Origin of the sequence: Actinomadura sp. 9N215 (genome assembly GCF_044326345.1) — a bacterium.
Classification (GTDB): Bacteria; Actinomycetota; Actinomycetes; order Streptosporangiales; family Streptosporangiaceae; genus Spirillospora.
The window spans coordinates 149,973-165,826 of record NZ_JBIRBA010000019.1 but is presented as its reverse complement, the minus strand read 5'-3'; the positions used below and the strand labels follow the sequence as shown (position 1 = coordinate 165,826).

Genomic DNA, 15,854 nt, shown 5'->3' with positions numbered 1-15,854 from the left:
CAGCAGAACAGCGACGACGCGACGACGCGGCCCGGTGGCGGGCACGCGGAACGGGGCCCGGTGTCGCGCCGGGCCCCATCGCGGTGGTGCGGATGTGTCAGAACGACTCGACGGCGCGGCGCGCCTCCGGGTCGAGGACGCCCCAGCCGATGAGCTCCTCGGTCAGCTCGGTCGGGGACTTGTCATAGATGACCGCGAGTGAACGCAGGTCTTCCTGGCGGATGGAAAGGACCTTTCCGTTGTAGTCGCCACGCTGGCTTTGAATCGTCGCGGCGTAGCGGGCGAGAGGACCGGCCTTGTCTTTCGGAAGCTGCTGCAACCGCTCTAGATCGATCACGAGCTTTGGTGTAGGCCCGAGCGGGCTCGGCGCGGCTCCGCCGGGCAGCAACTCGGAAACCGGCACGCCATAGAAATCGGCGAGCTCGGCCAGCTTCTGAACGGTGACGGCGCGGTCGCCCCGCTCGTACGAACCCACGACGACGGCCTTCCAGCGGCCACGTGACTTCTCTTCCACGCCGTGCAGGGACAGGCCCTGCTGGGTGCGGATGGCGCGCAGGCGCGCGCCGAGAGCCTTTGCGTATTCAGACGGCATTCTGGCCCCCCAGGCTCACTTTCATCGTCGTCGGACCCCGGCTCGCGCCGGAGGGGGACCGATTCGCGAAGCCATTGGGCCTCAGGAGTCCGGCCCCCGGGGATGGTTACGGACAGTGACGGTAAAACGGGGAGGGCCCTAGGTCAAGCTGATTGGAAAAAAGCGGTCGAATCCACAGGACTCGATCGGAGCGCTCCGGATCGTCCGCAAGCCCTGCCGGCACGGCCGGGCACGGCCTTCAGGGCGCCGTTCCGCACGCCGGTGGCACCTCCAGTGTGACGCCTCTCACCTGGGAAGACGCGGACCGGCCCGGGCGCTGGCGCGGTCCGGTCCTGCTGCTACCGTGGGGGCCGTAAGAAGTCCTTTAAGGCCCGTCCCGTGAGGCGGGAAAGGAGTTTCGGTGGTGAATGCTGCCTCCAGGCCGGAACGGCCCCCGGCGGCGCGCGTGGCGGACGGTGACCCCCGGCCCAAGGCCGTTCTGGAGGGTCCCGACATCAGGCGCGCGCTGACCCGGATCGCACACGAGATCCTTGAGCGGACCAAGGGCGGCCACGACGTCCTGCTGCTCGGCATCCAGACCCGCGGCGTGACGCTGGCCGACCGGCTGGCCGGGGCGCTGCGCGAGGTCGAGGGCCGCCCGGTGCCCTGGGGCTCGCTCGACGTGACCATGTACCGGGACGACCTGCGGATGCGTCCCGCCCGCGCCCTCGGCCGCACCGAGCTGCCGCCCGAGGGCGTCGACGACCGGGTCGTCGTCCTGGTCGACGACGTGCTGTTCTCCGGGCGGACGGTCCGCGCCGCGCTCGACGCGCTGAACGACCTCGGGCGGCCGCGCGCCGTCCAGCTCGCCGTGCTCGTCGACCGCGGGCACCGGCAGCTGCCGATCCGGCCCGACTACGTGGGCAAGAACCTGCCCACCTCGATGCGCGAGACCGTGAAGGTCCTGCTGGACGAGAACGACGGCCGCGACGCCGTGCTGCTCGGCCCGACGGGGGGTGCCGCCGAATGAACCGCCATCTGATCTCCGCCGCCGACCTGAGCCGGGAGGACGCGCTGCTCGTCCTCGACACGGCCGAGGAGCTCGCGCAGATCGCGGGCCGGTCCATCAAGAAGCTGCCCACGCTGCGCGGCCGGACGGTCGTCAACCTCTTCTTCGAGGACTCCACCCGCACCCGCATCTCGTTCGAGGCTGCGGCCAAGCGGCTGTCCGCCGACGTCATCAACTTCTCCGCCAAGGGATCGAGCGTGTCGAAGGGCGAGAGCCTGAAGGACACGGCCCTCACGCTGGAGGCGATGGGCGCGGACGGCGTCGTCATAAGGCACGGCGCGTCGGGCGCACCGCACCGGCTGGCCGGGTGGGTGCAGGGTAGCGTCGTCAACGCGGGCGACGGCACGCACGAGCACCCGACCCAGGCCCTCCTGGACGCGTTCACGATGCGCAAGCGCCTCGGTGACCTGGAGGGGCGCAGGGTGACGATCGTGGGCGACGTCCTCCACAGCCGCGTTGCACGATCCAACGTCCTGCTGCTCAACACACTCAGAGCGGACGTCACCGTGGTCGCGCCACCGACGCTGCTGCCGGTCGCCATCGACACCTGGCCGTGCTCGGTGTCGTACGACCTGGACGGGGTGCTGCCCAAGAGCGACGTCATCATGATGCTGCGCGTCCAGCAGGAGCGGATGAACGCCTCCTACTTCCCGTCCGTGCGCGAGTACAGCCGCCGCTACGGGCTGGACGCCGAGCGCATGGCTTCGCTGCCCGACCACGCCATCGTCATGCACCCCGGCCCGATGAACCGCGGCGTCGAGATCGCCGCCGAGGTCGCCGACTCGGTCCGCTCCACCATCGTCGAACAGGTCGCCAACGGCGTCAGCGCCCGCATGGCCGTCCTCTACCTGCTGCTCGGCGGTTCCGAGCCGGCCATCGGCCAGGAGGTCTCCCAGTGAGTTTCCTTATCAAGGGCGTACGGGTTCTCGGTGGGGAGACCGCCGACATCCTGGTTCGCGACGGCGCCATCGCCGACGTGGGCTCCCGGCTGGACGCGGCCGGTGCGCAGACCGTCGACGCCGACGGCCTCATAGCGCTGCCCGGTCTCGTCGACCTGCACACCCATCTGCGCGAGCCGGGCCGCGAGGACGCCGAGACCGTCGAGTCCGGGACGAAGGCCGCCGCGATGGGCGGATTCACCGCCGTCCATGCGATGGCCAACACCGACCCGGTCGCGGACACGGCCGGAGTGGTCGAACAGGTCTGGCGCCTGGGGCGCGAGGCCGGATATTGCGACGTCCAGCCCGTCGGGGCGGTCACGCGCAGCATCGCCGGTGAACAGCTCGCCGAACTGGGCGCGATGGCCGATTCCGCCGCGCGGGTACGGGTCTTCTCCGACGACGGGCACTGCGTGTCGGACGCGGTCATCATGCGCAGGGCGCTGGAGTACGTGAAGGCGTTCGACGGCGTCGTCGCCCAGCACGCGCAGGAGCCGCGGCTCACCGAGGGCGCGCAGATGAACGAGGGCGAGATGTCCGCGGCGCTCGGGCTGCCGGGCTGGCCCGCCGTCGCCGAGGAGGCGATCATCGCCAGGGACGTGCTGCTCGCCCAGCACGTGGGGTCGCGGCTGCACGTCTGCCACGTGTCCACGGCCGGGTCGGTGGAGATCATCCGGTGGGCGAAGAGCAAGGGCTGTCCGGTGACCGCCGAGGTCACGCCGCACCACCTGCTGCTGAACGACGCCAAGGCCGAGACCTACGACCCGATCTTCAAGGTCAACCCGCCGCTGCGCACCGCCGACGACGTCACCGCGCTGCGGCACGCCCTCGCGGACGGGACGATCGACTGCGTCGCCACCGACCACGCCCCGCACCCGGTGGAGGCCAAGGAGACCGAGTGGGCCGTCGCCGCGATGGGCATGGTCGGCCTGGAGACGGCGCTGCCCGTCGTCCAGGAGGCCATGGTCGAGACCGGGCTGCTCGACTGGCCCGAGGTCGCCGACCGTATGGCGGTCCGTCCCGCGCGCATCGGCCGGCTGAGCGGACAGGGTCGTCCGCTGGAGGCGGGGTCGCCCGCCAACATCACGCTGTACGACCCGTCGCCGCGCCGCACCGTGGACCCGTCGGCCCTGACGTCCAAGAGCCGCAACACCCCGTTCGCGGGGCTGGAGCTGCCCGGACGGGTCGTCGCCACGTTCCTGCGCGGCGCGCCGACCGTCCTGGAAGGGAAGCTCCAGTGAACCCTGCTCTGCTCGTTCTGGAAGACGGCAGGGTCTTCCACGGGGCCGCGTACGGCGCCGTAGGGGAGACGTTCGGCGAGATGGTCTTCAACACCGGGATGACCGGCTACCAGGAGACCCTGACCGACCCCTCGTACGCGCGCCAGATCGTGGCCATGACGTCCCCCCACATAGGCAACACCGGCATGAACGGCGAGGACCCGGAATCCCGCCGGATCCAGGTGGCCGGCTATGTGGTGCGTGAGCCCGCGCGTGTGGCGTCCAACTGGCGGGCCACCGGTTCGCTGGGTTCGGCGCTGCGTGACCAGGGTGTGGTGGGCATCGCCATTCCCGGCACGCGCGCGCTGACGCGGCACCTGCGCGACAAGGGCGCCATGCGCGCGGCCATCTTCAGCGGAACGGACGCCGTCGCGCCCGGCGAGGACGCATTGCTGAAACGTGTGCGGCAGAGCCCTTCGATGGAAGGCGCCGACCTCGCACGCGACGTTTCGACCGAGGAACCGTACGTCGTCCAGGCGAAGGGCGAAAAGCGCTACACGGTCGCCGCCGTCGACCTGGGAATCAAGTCGATGACGCCTTACCGGATGTCCGAGCGGGGCTGCGAAGTCCACGTCCTGCCGGCCACGAGCACGACCGAAGACATTCTCGCTCTCAACCCGGACGGCGTGTTCTTTTCCAACGGCCCCGGCGACCCCGCCGCCGCCGACTACGCCGTGGACGCGTTGAAAGGCGTTCTCGACGCGGGAACCCCGTTCTTCGGCATCTGCTTCGGCAACCAGATATTCGGCCGTGCGCTCGGCCTCGGGACGTACAAACTGAGGTTCGGCCACAGGGGCATCAACCAGCCCGTCCAGGACCGGACGACGGGCAAGGTCGACGTATCGGCCCACAACCACGGCTTCGCCGTGGACGCCCCCGCGGACGGCCCCTTCGACACGCCCTACGGCCCGGCCGAGGTCAGCCACGTGAACCTGAACGACGGGTGCGTGGAGGGGCTGAGGCTGCTGGAGCGCCCGGCGTTCAGCGTCCAGTACCACCCGGAGGCGGCGGCGGGCCCGCACGACGCCTCCGGCCTCTTCGACCGCTTCTGCGAACTGATGGAGCGGTCGCCGAAGGAGGGGTCGCTGTAATGCCGCGCCGTGCAGACCTGACGTCCGTCCTGGTCATCGGCTCCGGGCCGATCGTCATCGGGCAGGCGTGCGAGTTCGACTACTCCGGCACCCAGGCGTGCCGCGTCCTCAAGGCCGAGGGGCTGCGGGTGACGCTCGTCAACAGCAACCCCGCCACGATCATGACCGACCCCGAGTTCGCCGACGCCACCTACGTCGAGCCGATCACCCCCGAGGTCGTCGAGAAGATCATCGCGAAGGAGCGGCCGGACGCGCTGCTGCCCACCCTTGGGGGCCAGACGGCCCTGAACACGTCCATCGCGCTCTACGAGGCCGGGGTCCTGGCCGAGTACGGGGTCGAGCTGATCGGCGCCGACGTGGACGCGATCCAGGCCGGGGAGAACCGGGAGAGATTCAAGGACGTCGTCGCGAAGGTCGCGCGCGAGCGGGGCCTGAACGCCGAGTCCGCCCGGTCGTTGATCTGCCACACGATGGACGAGTGCCTCGCCGCCGCGGGAAGCCTCGGCTACCCGGTCGTAGTGCGGCCGTCGTTCACGATGGGCGGCGCGGGCTCCGGCTTCGCGCACGACGAGGACGACCTGCGCCGCATCGCCGGCGCCGGGCTCGACGCGTCCCCGACCACCGAGGTGCTCCTGGAGGAGTCCATCCTCGGCTGGAAGGAGTACGAGCTGGAGGTCATGCGCGACCGCCACGACAACGTGGTGATCGTGTGCTCGATCGAGAACCTCGACCCGATGGGCGTGCACACCGGCGACTCGATCACCGTCGCGCCCGCGCTGACGCTGACCGACCGCGAGTACCAGAACATGCGGGACGTCGCGATCGCCGTGATCCGCGAGGTCGGCGTCGACACCGGCGGGTGCAACATCCAGTTCGCCGTGCACCCCGGCACCGGCCGGATGATCGTCATCGAGATGAACCCGCGGGTGTCGCGGTCGTCGGCGCTGGCGTCCAAGGCCACCGGCTTCCCGATCGCGAAGATCGCGGCGAAACTGGCGATCGGCTACACGCTCGACGAGATCCCGAACGACATCACCCGCGAGACGCCCGCGTCGTTCGAGCCCACGCTCGACTACGTCGTGGTGAAGGTGCCGCGGTTCGCGTTCGAGAAGTTCCCCGGCGCCGACGGGACGCTCACCACGCACATGAAGTCCGTGGGCGAGGCCATGGCCATCGGACGCTGCTTCACCGAAGCGCTACAGAAGGCCCTGCGGTCGCTCGAACAGAAGGGTTCGTCGTTCAGCTGGACGGGCGACGCCGACGCCGCCGAGCTGGTCGAGTCGGCCAAGCGCCCGCATGACGGACGGCTCAAGGCCGTCCAGCGCGCGCTCTGGGCCGGGGCCGGCGTCGAGGAGCTGTACAAGGCGACCGGCATCGATCCCTGGTTCCTGGACCAGATCTCCGCCATCAACGAGATCGCCGAAGAGATCCGCACCGCCGACGACGCGCTCACCAAGGAGAAGCTGCTGCGCGCCAAGCGCCACGGGTTCTCCGACGCGCAGATCGGCGAACTGCGCGGCCTGTCGGAGGAGGTCGTCAGGGAACTTCGGCGCGCGCTCGGCATCCGTCCCGTCTACCTGACCGTCGACACCTGCGCCGCCGAGTTCGAGGCGCAGACCCCGTATCTGTACTCGGCCTACGACGAGGAGACGGAAGTACCGCCGGGCACCAAGCCCAAGGTGCTCATCCTCGGCAGCGGACCCAACCGCATCGGCCAGGGCGTCGAGTTCGACTACTCGTGCGTCCACGCCTCGTTCACGCTGGCCGAGGCGGGCTACGAGACCGTGATGGTCAACTGCAACCCCGAGACGGTCTCCACCGACTACGACACCTCCGACCGGCTCTACTTCGAGCCCCTCACGCTGGAGGACGTCCTAGAGGTCGTCTACGCCGAACAGCAGTCCGGCGAGGTGGCGGGCGTCATCGTCCAGCTTGGCGGCCAGACGCCCCTGGGGCTCGCGCAGAAGCTCAAGGACGCCGGCGTCCCGATCGTGGGCACCTCGCCGGAGAGCATCCACCTCGCGGAAGAGCGGGGTGCGTTCGGACGCGTCCTGCACAGGGCCGGGCTGCTCGCGCCCAAGCACGGCACCGCCACGTCCTACGAGGACGCCCGCGAGATCGCCGCCGAGATCGGTTACCCGGTCCTCGTGCGTCCCTCGTACGTGCTCGGCGGGCGCGGCATGGAGATCGTGTACGACGACGTCACGCTGGAGTCGTACATGGCTCGCGCCACCGAAGCCAGCCCAGAACACCCCGTCCTTGTCGACCGCTTCCTGGACGAGGCCATCGAGATCGACGTCGACGCCCTGTTCGACGGCGAAAACCTGTACCTCGGCGGCGTCATGGAGCACATCGAGGAGGCCGGCATCCACTCCGGCGACTCGGCGTGCGCCCTGCCGCCCATCACGCTCGGGCACGACGACGTCCGCCGCATCCGGGAGGCGACCGAGGCGCTCGCGCGTGGCGTCGGGGTGCGCGGGCTGATGAACGTCCAGTACGCGCTGTCCGCGGGCGTCCTGTACGTCCTGGAGGCCAACCCGCGGGCGTCCCGCACCGTCCCGTTCGTGTCGAAGGCGACGGCCGTACCGCTCGCCAAGGCCGCCGCACGCGTCATGATGGGCGCCACCATCCCGGAACTGCGCGCCGAGGGGATGCTGCCCGAGACGGGCGACGGCGGGAGCCTGCCGCTGGACGCGCCCATCGCCGTGAAGGAGGCCGTCCTGCCGTTCGACCGGTTCCGCAACGAGCACGGCCAGGGCGTCGACATCGTCCTCGGCCCCGAGATGCGCTCGACCGGCGAGGTCATGGGCATCGACGAGGTGTTCGGCACCGCGTTCGCCAAGTCGCAGCAGGCCGCCTACGGCGGCTCGCTGCCCACCAAGGGACGCGTCTTCGTGTCCGTGGCGAACCGCGACAAACGACACATGGTGTTCCCGGTCAAGCGCCTCGCTGACCTGGGCTTTGAGATTCTTGCCACGGAAGGGACCGCGGAGATCCTGCGCCGCAACGGCGTGCGTGCCAAGATCGTGCGCAAGCACAGCGCGGGTCCGGGACCGTCCGGCGAGCCCACGATCGTGCGGCGCGTCCTGGACGGCGAGGTCGATCTCATCGTCAACACTCCCTTCGGCAGCCCCGGCCAGTCCGGGCCCCGGCTCGACGGTTACGAGATCCGTACCGCGGCCGTGCTGCGGGGCGTACCGTGCGTGACGACCGTCCAGGGCCTGGCCGCCGCCGTGCAGGGCATCGAGGCCGTCGCCGGGGGGCAGGTCGGCGTCCGCTCCCTCCAGGAGCACGCCGAGCGGCTCAGCGGCGCCCACGGCCGCACAGGCGCGCGCGCGGCGGACGAGAGCCCGCGGGCGGTTGACGAGGCCCCGCGCACGGGCGACGAGGCCCCGCGCACGGGCGCGGGGGCCGCGGACGGAGACCCGGGACCCGGGTGACAGAACCGGGCGGGCCGGGCGGCGGGCCTGGAGGAGGGCCCGCCGCCCGCCCCCCGCACGCGACGAGGAGAGGGAGACGGGTGTCCGACACGCCGGTGCAGACGTCGGCGACGGTCCTGACGGTCCGCCAGGTGCAGGACTACCACGCGATGACGCTGGTGGCCCCGGCCATCGCCGAGCGGTTCAGGCCCGGCCAGTTCGTGGCCCTCGCCGTGGGCGGCGAGCACACGTCCCGGTTGATCCGCCGCTGCTTCGGGGTGCACGAGGTCAAGTCCGACTACGGCGGCACCGTCGAGCTGGTGTTCGCCGACACCGAGCCCGGCACGGCCTGGCTCGCCGGACGCCGCTCCCGCGACCAGATCGACCTCGTCGGACCGCTCGGACGCCCCTTCCGCCTGCCCCGCGACCCCGTCACCTGCCTGCTCGTCGGCGGCGGCCCCGGCGGCGCGGCCGTGTTCGCGCTCGCCGACACGCTGCTGCGGCGCGGCTGCCAGGTGCACTTCGTCCTGGGCGGGCCGTCGGCCAAGCAGGTGTTCGGCTCGCGCATGGCACAGCGCATCGGCGACTCCTCGACCGTCGCCACCGACGACGGGTCGATGGGGGAGAAGGGCACCGTCCGCGACGTCCTGCCCCGCGTCATCGAGGAGACGGGCGCGGACGTCGTCTACGGCTGCGGCCCCACCACCCTGCTCCGTTCGGTCACGCAGGTCGCCACCGACTTCGGGCTGCCGTCCCAGGTGTCGGTCGAAGAATTCCTCCAGCGGACGGGCGCGTGCGGCATCGGCGTGTGCATGACGTGCATGCTCCCCGTCCACGGCGAAGACGGCGTCACCCGGATGATCCGCGCATGCGCGGACGGGCCCGTCCTGCGCGGCGACCTCGTCCGCTGGGGCGACCTCGGCACCATCCCGTTCGACGCGCTCGGCGCGCCGCGCGTCCTGAGCGTCTCCGAGGGGGGCTCCCAGTGAGCGACCGGGTCAGGACCACACTCGGGCCTCTGGAGCTCCCCAACCCCGTCATGACGGCCGCAGGGTGCGGCGGGACGGGACGCGAGCTCGCCCAGTTCTTCGACCTCTCCCGTCTGGGAGCGTTCGTCACCACCTCCGTGATGCCCCAAGCCCGCGCGGGACGGCCCACACCTCGCGTGACCGAAACCCCCTCCGGTTTGCTGACCGCAATGGGCCTTCCTGGGCCCGGTGTGGAGACATTCCTGGAACAGGAGCTTCCGTGGCTCATCGAGCAGGACGTCCGCACGATCGTGTCCGTCGCCGGCAACAGCGTCGGCGAATACGGCGATCTGGCGCGCCGCCTCCGGCACGTCCCGGGCGTCGCGGCGATCGAGGTCAACATCTCCTGCCCAAACGTCGAGGACCGCGGCCGCATGTTCGCCTGGCACCCGTCGGCCGCCGCGTCCGTCGTCCGCGCCGTCCGCCAGCAGGCGGCGCCGGGCACGCCCGTCTTCGCCAAGCTCGCCCCGGACGTGACCGACATCGTCACCATCGCGCTGGCCTGCGTCGACGCGGGCGCCGACGGCCTCACCCTGATCAACACCATGGAGGCCATGGCGATCGACCAGCGGACGCTCAGGCCCGCCCTCACCGGCGTGTCGGGCGGGCTGTCCGGGCCCGCCGTCCGCCCGATCGCGGTCCGCTGCGTCTACCAGGTGCACGCCGCGCTGCCCGGCACGCCCGTCATCGGCGTCGGCGGCATCGCCACCGGCCTGGACGCGCTGGAGTTCATCCTCGCGGGCGCCTCCGCCGTCGCCGTCGGCACCGCCGCCTTCCACGACCCGACGGCCGCCCCCCGCGTCCTGCGCGAGCTGGAGGAGGCCCTGGTCGCCCGCCGCATCGGCCGCCTCCCCGACGCCGTCGGCCTCGCGCACAAGCCCGCCGGGTACGTCCCGCCGCAGGTGCGCCCCGAAGAGCCCGAGAAGGAGAAGCTGTGACCGCCCCCATCGCCGTCGCGCTGGACGCGCCCGACCTGGAGACGGCCGCGCGCTGGGCCACCCTGGTCACCCCGCACGTCTCCACCGTCAAGGTGGGCCTGGAGCTCTACCTGCGCTACGGCCCGGACGTCGTCGCCAGCGTCCGCGGGGCCAGCCGCGTCCAGGTCTTCCTGGACCTCAAGCTGCACGACATCCCCGCGACGGTGCGCGGCGCCGCCCGCGCCGTCGCGCGCCTCAAGCCGTCGTACCTGACCGTGCACGCCGCCGGCGGCCCCGCCATGATCCGCGCCGCCGTCGAGGCCGTCCCCGCCACCAAGATCGCCGCCGTGACCGTCCTGACGTCGCTCTCCGAGGCCGATCTCACCGCCCTCGGCCTCGCGGGACCCGCGCCGGACGCCGTCCGCCGCCTGGCCGCGCTGGCCGTCGAGGCGGGCGCCCAGGCCCTCGTCTGCTCGCCGCAGGAGGCCGCGGCCGTCCGCGCCGAGGTCGGCCCCGGCATCACGCTCATCACCCCCGGCGTCCGTCCCGCGGGCGCCGCCAACCAGGACCAGGCCCGCGTCGCCACCCCCGAGGACGCCCTCGCCGCCGGCGCCGATCTGCTGGTCATCGGCCGCCCAATCACCGGTGCCCCCGACCCGGGCGCCGCGGCCGCCGCCATCGCCGCCGCCCTCCGCAGAACGTCCGCCGGCGCGCCCTGATCGGGCCGGCGTGAGTGGTGCCGCGCGGCAATAGAACACTGCTTTGTGGGCAAGTTCTGCCGTGGTTCTGGACGTGGGGGATCGCACTTTGTGGTTTTAGTCGCATGCGAATGCAGAGGCTGAGGTTTCGGCATTGCCGAACGTACCGAACGATAGAACTCGTTCACGCGGAGCGACGATTCACGTCCGGGAAGCTTCCGGCGCGATCGGCGGTGGTTCCGCGTCCATGGGGGTGCCCTGGCGGCGGGCGGGGGAGCTGCTGCGGCGGTGCGCCTCCGGGAGGAGAGGACGGTCTTGGCGGGTGGCGTGTTGTCGAGGATGGCAGTTGCGGGGCCGCCGCGACGTGCGGAACGGCGCGGCGTGACGAGCGTCACTCGGTCGGGGCCGGTTGTGGGGGACCTCACAGGGGACGCCGGCGGGCGGCCGCGCCGGGGCCCCGGACGGTCCGCGGCGGCGCGGCACGGCGGTTCGACGGGGCCGCGAACCGGGGTGGCAAATGGGTATCGAGTGCCGCATATGGGGTCAGAAAGGGGGGATTTTCACGATCATGCGAAAGTCCCAGCAAGGCGGGGGGATGCGCCGCCGAGGGCCCCGAGTTGTGTACACTCTGTATTCAGGACACTCCGCTGAGTGATTTTCGTGAATTTATGGCGGGCTAAACGGCACTTCACGTTGCCTAATGGGCGGTGAACTCGCTAGTTTCCCAACCCGTCCGACTCCGTCGAGTGGAAACCTGAGGTGACCCGGCGTGGCTCTTCCGCCCCTAACCCCCGAACAGCGCGCCGCAGCCTTGGAGAAGGCTGCCAAGGCACGCAAAGAGCGGGCCGAGGTTAAGAATCGGCTCAAGCACGGGGGAACCTCGCTCGCCGAGGTTCTCAAAGAGGGTCAGTCCGACGACGTCATCGGAAAGATGAAGGTGTCGGCCCTCCTGGAATCACTGCCCGGTGTGGGCAAGGTCCGTGCGAAGCAGATCATGGAGCGTCTGGGAATCGCCGAGTCCCGCCGTGTGCGGGGCCTCGGTGCCAACCAGCGCGCCTCCCTGGAGCGTGAGTTCGGCGGAAGTGCGAACCGCTGACGCACGACTCACGGGCGGGCGCGGCGGTCAGACCGCCGCGGCCGGCTCGGGGCGACCCGAACCCGGCTCCATCCCGTCCGACCCCGGTGCTCCCGTCGACCGCTTCCCGTCCCCGGCAGGCCCGCGCAGGCCACGCCTCCGCGGGCAGGCCGGATGAGAATGGTCGACCCGGCGCCGGAAGGCTCCGAATCGCATGGCCAGCTCGCGCGGCGGCTGACGGTCCTGTCCGGGCCGTCGGGCGTCGGCAAGAGCACGGTCGTCGCCGAGATCCGGCGATCACACCCCCAGGTGTGGCTGTCGGTCTCGGTGACCACCCGGTCCCCCCGGCCGGGTGAAACCCACGGTGTGCAGTACTTCTTCGTCGACGACGCCGGTTTCGACCGGCTCGTCGCCGAAGGGGAGCTCCTCGAATGGGCCGAGTTCGCGGGCAACCGCTACGGAACCCCGCGTCGGCCCGTCGAGGAGCGGCTCGCCCGCGGCGAGCCGGTGCTCCTGGAGATCGACCTGCAGGGCGCCCGGCAGGTCCGCCGGTCCATGCCCGAGTCCCGCCTGGTGTTCCTCGCGCCGCCCAGCTGGGCGGAGCTCGTCCGCCGCCTCACCGGCCGCGGCACCGAGCCCCCCGAGGTCATCCAGCGCCGCCTCGACGCCGCCCGCGTCGAGCTCGCGGCCGAGAAGGAGTTCGACGTCACGCTCGTCAACACGTCCGTCCAGGACGTGTGCGGGGAGCTGCTAACCTTGATGGCTGTTGACTAGTCGCGACCTATCGGAAGGCCACCGGGTGGCAACCAGCAGTGAGGGCATCACCAACCCGTCGATCGACGAGCTCCTCGAGGTCGTCGACACCAAGTACGGTCTCGTGAGCATCGCGGCCAAGCGCGCACGCCAGATCAACGCCTACTACGCCCAGCTGGGCGAGGGCCTGCTGGAGTACGTCGGCCCGCTCGTCGAGACGCAGGTCCAGGAGAAGCCGCTGTCGATCGCCCTGCGGGAGACGCGCGAAGGCCTCCTGAACGCCGAGCCCATCGAGGGCTGAGCGCCCGCGAGCGGCCCGCCGGGCCACGCCGTTCCACGGCCCCCGGCGCGCCCGCGTCCGGCGCCTGATGCGACAGTGACCGCATGACCTCCCCAAAGCCGCGCGTCGTTCTGGGCGTGAGCGCTGGCATCGCCGCGTACAAGGCGTGCGAGCTGCTCCGGCGGCTCACCGAGTCGGGCCACGACGTCACCGTCGTCCCGACCGAGGACGCGCTCCGCTTCGTCGGCGAGCCGACCTGGGCCGCCCTGTCCGGCAAGCCGGTCTCCGCCCAGGTGTGGGACGGCGTCGCCGACGTGCCGCACGTCCGGCTCGGGCAGACCGCCGACCTGGTGTTCGTCGCCCCCGCCACCGCCGACCTGCTCGCCAGGGCCGCGCAGGGGCTGGCCGACGACCTGCTCACCACCACCCTGCTCACCGCGCGGTGCCCGGTCGTGTTCGCGCCCGCGATGCACACCGAGATGTGGGAGCACCCGGCGACCCGCGCCAACGTCGCGACGCTGCGGGCCCGCGGCGCCGTCGTGGTCGAGCCGGCGTCCGGACGGCTCACCGGCAAGGACACCGGCCCCGGTCGGCTGCCCGACCCGGACGAGCTGTTCGAGGTCGCCCGGCGCGTCCTGGCCCGCGGCGCCGCCCCCCGCGACCTCGCCGGACGGCACGTCGTCGTGTCCGCGGGCGGCACCCGGGAGGCGATCGACCCCGTCCGCTTCATCGGGAACCGCTCGTCCGGCCTGCAGGGCTACGCGCTCGCCAGGACCGCCGTGGCCCGCGGCGCGCGCGTGACGCTCGTGGCCGCCAACGTCGCCCTGCCCGACCCGGCGGGCGCCGACGTCGTCGCCGTCGGGTCGACCGAGGACATGCGCAAGGCCGTCCTCGCCGCCGCAGGGGCCGCCGACGCGGTCGTGATGGCCGCCGCCGTCGCCGACTTCCGTCCCGCCGGCTACCACGGCTCGAAGATCAAGAAGGCGGAGGGGACGGAGCCGGAGCCGATCCGGCTCGTCAAGAACCCCGACATCCTGGCCGAGCTCGGCGAGATCCGCCGTCCGGGCCAGGTGATCGTCGGTTTCGCGGCCGAGACCGACGACGTCCTCGCGAACGGCCGCGCCAAGCTCGCCCGCAAGCGCAGCGACCTCCTCGTCGTCAACCAGGTCGGCGAGGACCTGGCCTTCGGGCGGCCCGACAACGCGGCCGTCGTCCTCGGCGCGGACGGCTCCGCGACCGAGGTGCCGCGGGGCGCCAAGGAGGCTCTCGCCGACGTCGTCTGGGACCTCGTCGCCGCGCGCCTCGAACCGCTGGCACCCGATTGACGCCCGATCGACATCCGCCCGCCCGGCCCGGTCGCCCGGCCGTTCACGAGCCCGTTCGGAGATGTGCCGGGGGACGATCCCGCTAGACTTCGGCCCTAGCATCGGTGGGGTAGGGGGCATTCCCCACCGAAATTGAAGACATATCCGTCCTGCGACGTCAGTCAGCAGCCGCTGCAAGGAGTGCACGTACGTGTCTCGCCGTCTGTTCACCTCCGAGTCCGTGACCGAAGGACACCCGGACAAGATCGCGGACCAGATCAGCGACGCGATCCTCGACTCGATGCTGAAGGACGACCCGAAGAGCCGGGTCGCCGTCGAGACGATGATCACGACCGGTCAGGTGCATGTGGCCGGTGAGGTCACCACCGAGACCTATGTGGACATCCCGGGCGTGATCCGGGAGAAGATCCTGGAGATCGGCTACGACTCGTCCAAGAAGGGCTTCGACGGCCACTCCTGCGGCGTGTCGGTGTCCATCGGCGCGCAGTCGCCCGACATCGCGCAGGGCGTCGACGACGCCTACGAGACCCGCGAGGGCGAGGACCGCGACAAGCGGGGCGACGACCTCGACCGGCAGGGCGCCGGCGACCAGGGCCTGATGTTCGGGTACGCCACCAACGAGACGCCCGAGCTGATGCCGCTGCCGATCACGCTGGCGCACCGGCTCGCGCAGCGGCTGTCGGCCGTCCGCAAGAGCGGCGACGTCCCCTATCTGCGGCCCGACGGCAAGACGCAGGTCACCATCGAGTACGACGGCGACCGCGGCGTCCGCCTCGACACCGTCGTCGTGTCCAGCCAGCACGCCCCCGACATCGACCTGAAGGAGCTACTGACCCCGGACGTCAAGGAGCACGTCGTCGACCCGGTGCTCGCCGGCTTCGACCTCGACACCGACGGGTACCGGCTGCTGGTCAACCCCACCGGCCGCTTCGAGATCGGCGGCCCGATGGGCGACGCCGGCCTCACCGGCCGCAAGATCATCGTGGACACGTACGGCGGGATGGCCCGGCACGGCGGCGGCGCGTTCTCCGGCAAGGACCCGTCCAAGGTCGACCGGTCCGCCGCGTACGCGATGCGGTGGGTCGCCAAGAACATCGTCGCCGCGCAGCTCGCCGACCGGGCCGAGGTCCAGGTCGCCTACGCGATCGGCAAGGCGCACCCGGTCGGCGTGTTCGTCGAGACGTTCGGCACCGAGAAGGTCGCGCCCGAGGCGATCGAGAAGGCGATCGGGGACGTGTTCGACCTGCGTCCGGCCGCGATCGTCCGCGACCTGGACCTGCTCCGTCCGATCTACCAGCGGACCGCCGCCTACGGGCACTTCGGCCGGGAGGAGCCCGACTTCTCCTGGGAGTCGACCGACCGCGCCAAGGACCTCGCCTCCGCGGCGGGCCTGTAACCGTCCGGCACGAC

13 protein-coding genes and 1 pseudogene are annotated in these 15,854 nt (G+C 71.4%); 13 read left to right on the top strand and 1 reads right to left on the bottom strand.

The genetic code is table 11. The annotated features are described in order from the left end of the window. Positions 1–97: 97 nt before the first annotated feature. Positions 98–592 carry a transcriptional regulator gene (locus ACH34T_RS28670; protein WP_021597992.1) on the bottom strand — a complete coding sequence of 165 codons (495 nt, stop codon included), beginning with the start codon at positions 590–592 and terminating at the stop codon, positions 98–100. 445 nt (positions 593–1,037) lie between these two features. Between ACH34T_RS28670 and pyrR the strand changes: the two genes are divergently transcribed. The 13 genes and pseudogenes from pyrR to metK all read left to right on the top strand — a co-directional run bounded on the left by pyrR (position 1,038) and on the right by metK (position 15,840). Next, positions 1,038–1,601 carry a bifunctional pyr operon transcriptional regulator/uracil phosphoribosyltransferase PyrR gene (gene pyrR / locus ACH34T_RS28665; protein WP_396024072.1) on the top strand — a complete coding sequence of 188 codons (564 nt, stop codon included), beginning with the start codon at positions 1,038–1,040 and terminating at the stop codon, positions 1,599–1,601. Beyond that, entirely contained in the window at positions 1,598–2,539 is a 942-nt protein-coding gene (locus ACH34T_RS28660; RefSeq protein WP_396024030.1) for an aspartate carbamoyltransferase catalytic subunit, read from the top strand. The genes pyrR and ACH34T_RS28660 overlap by 4 nt, the downstream gene beginning before the upstream one ends. Next, positions 2,536–3,819: a dihydroorotase gene (locus tag ACH34T_RS28655; protein WP_396024029.1), complete on the top strand. Its 1,284-nt coding sequence runs from the start codon at positions 2,536–2,538 to the stop codon at positions 3,817–3,819. Before ACH34T_RS28660 ends, ACH34T_RS28655 begins: the two co-directional genes overlap by 4 nt. After that, the gene (gene carA, locus ACH34T_RS28650; RefSeq protein ID WP_396024028.1) at positions 3,816–4,949 is read left to right on the top strand and encodes a glutamine-hydrolyzing carbamoyl-phosphate synthase small subunit; all 1,134 of its coding nucleotides are present in this window, start codon (positions 3,816–3,818) and stop codon (positions 4,947–4,949) included. Before ACH34T_RS28655 ends, carA begins: the two co-directional genes overlap by 4 nt. After that, positions 4,949–8,263, top strand: a pseudogene (gene carB / locus ACH34T_RS28645) (carbamoyl-phosphate synthase large subunit); the annotation flags it as partial. The gene carA and the pseudogene carB, both read left to right, overlap by 1 nt. A 206-nt stretch (positions 8,264–8,469) precedes the next feature. Then, on the top strand, positions 8,470–9,357 hold the full coding sequence (locus tag ACH34T_RS28640; RefSeq protein ID WP_396024027.1) for a dihydroorotate dehydrogenase electron transfer subunit: 888 nt from the start codon (positions 8,470–8,472) through the stop codon (positions 9,355–9,357). Continuing rightward, positions 9,354–10,334: a dihydroorotate dehydrogenase gene (locus tag ACH34T_RS28635; protein ID WP_396024026.1), complete on the top strand. Its 981-nt coding sequence runs from the start codon at positions 9,354–9,356 to the stop codon at positions 10,332–10,334. Before ACH34T_RS28640 ends, ACH34T_RS28635 begins: the two co-directional genes overlap by 4 nt. Next, positions 10,331–11,032 carry an orotidine-5'-phosphate decarboxylase gene (gene pyrF / locus ACH34T_RS28630; RefSeq protein ID WP_396024025.1) on the top strand — a complete coding sequence of 234 codons (702 nt, stop codon included), beginning with the start codon at positions 10,331–10,333 and terminating at the stop codon, positions 11,030–11,032. The genes ACH34T_RS28635 and pyrF overlap by 4 nt, the downstream gene beginning before the upstream one ends. 748 nt (positions 11,033–11,780) lie before the next feature. After that, positions 11,781–12,107: an integration host factor, actinobacterial type gene (gene mihF, locus ACH34T_RS28625; protein ID WP_026405770.1), complete on the top strand. Its 327-nt coding sequence runs from the start codon at positions 11,781–11,783 to the stop codon at positions 12,105–12,107. Positions 12,108–12,266: 159 nt separating this feature from the next. Further along, entirely contained in the window at positions 12,267–12,860 is a 594-nt protein-coding gene (gene gmk, locus ACH34T_RS28620) for a guanylate kinase (RefSeq protein ID WP_396024071.1), read from the top strand. A 25-nt stretch (positions 12,861–12,885) separates the two neighbouring features. After that, on the top strand, positions 12,886–13,140 hold the full coding sequence (gene rpoZ, locus ACH34T_RS28615; RefSeq protein WP_030144991.1) for a DNA-directed RNA polymerase subunit omega: 255 nt from the start codon (positions 12,886–12,888) through the stop codon (positions 13,138–13,140). Between the two features lie 83 nt (positions 13,141–13,223). Next, complete coding sequence (coaBC, locus tag ACH34T_RS28610) at positions 13,224–14,444, top strand: bifunctional phosphopantothenoylcysteine decarboxylase/phosphopantothenate--cysteine ligase CoaBC (protein WP_396024024.1); 1,221 nt, start codon at positions 13,224–13,226, stop codon at positions 14,442–14,444. A 190-nt stretch (positions 14,445–14,634) separates the two neighbouring features. After that, positions 14,635–15,840, top strand: coding sequence for a methionine adenosyltransferase (gene metK / locus ACH34T_RS28605; RefSeq protein WP_396024023.1), 1,206 nt, complete (start codon positions 14,635–14,637; stop codon positions 15,838–15,840). Positions 15,841–15,854 lie beyond the last annotated feature (14 nt).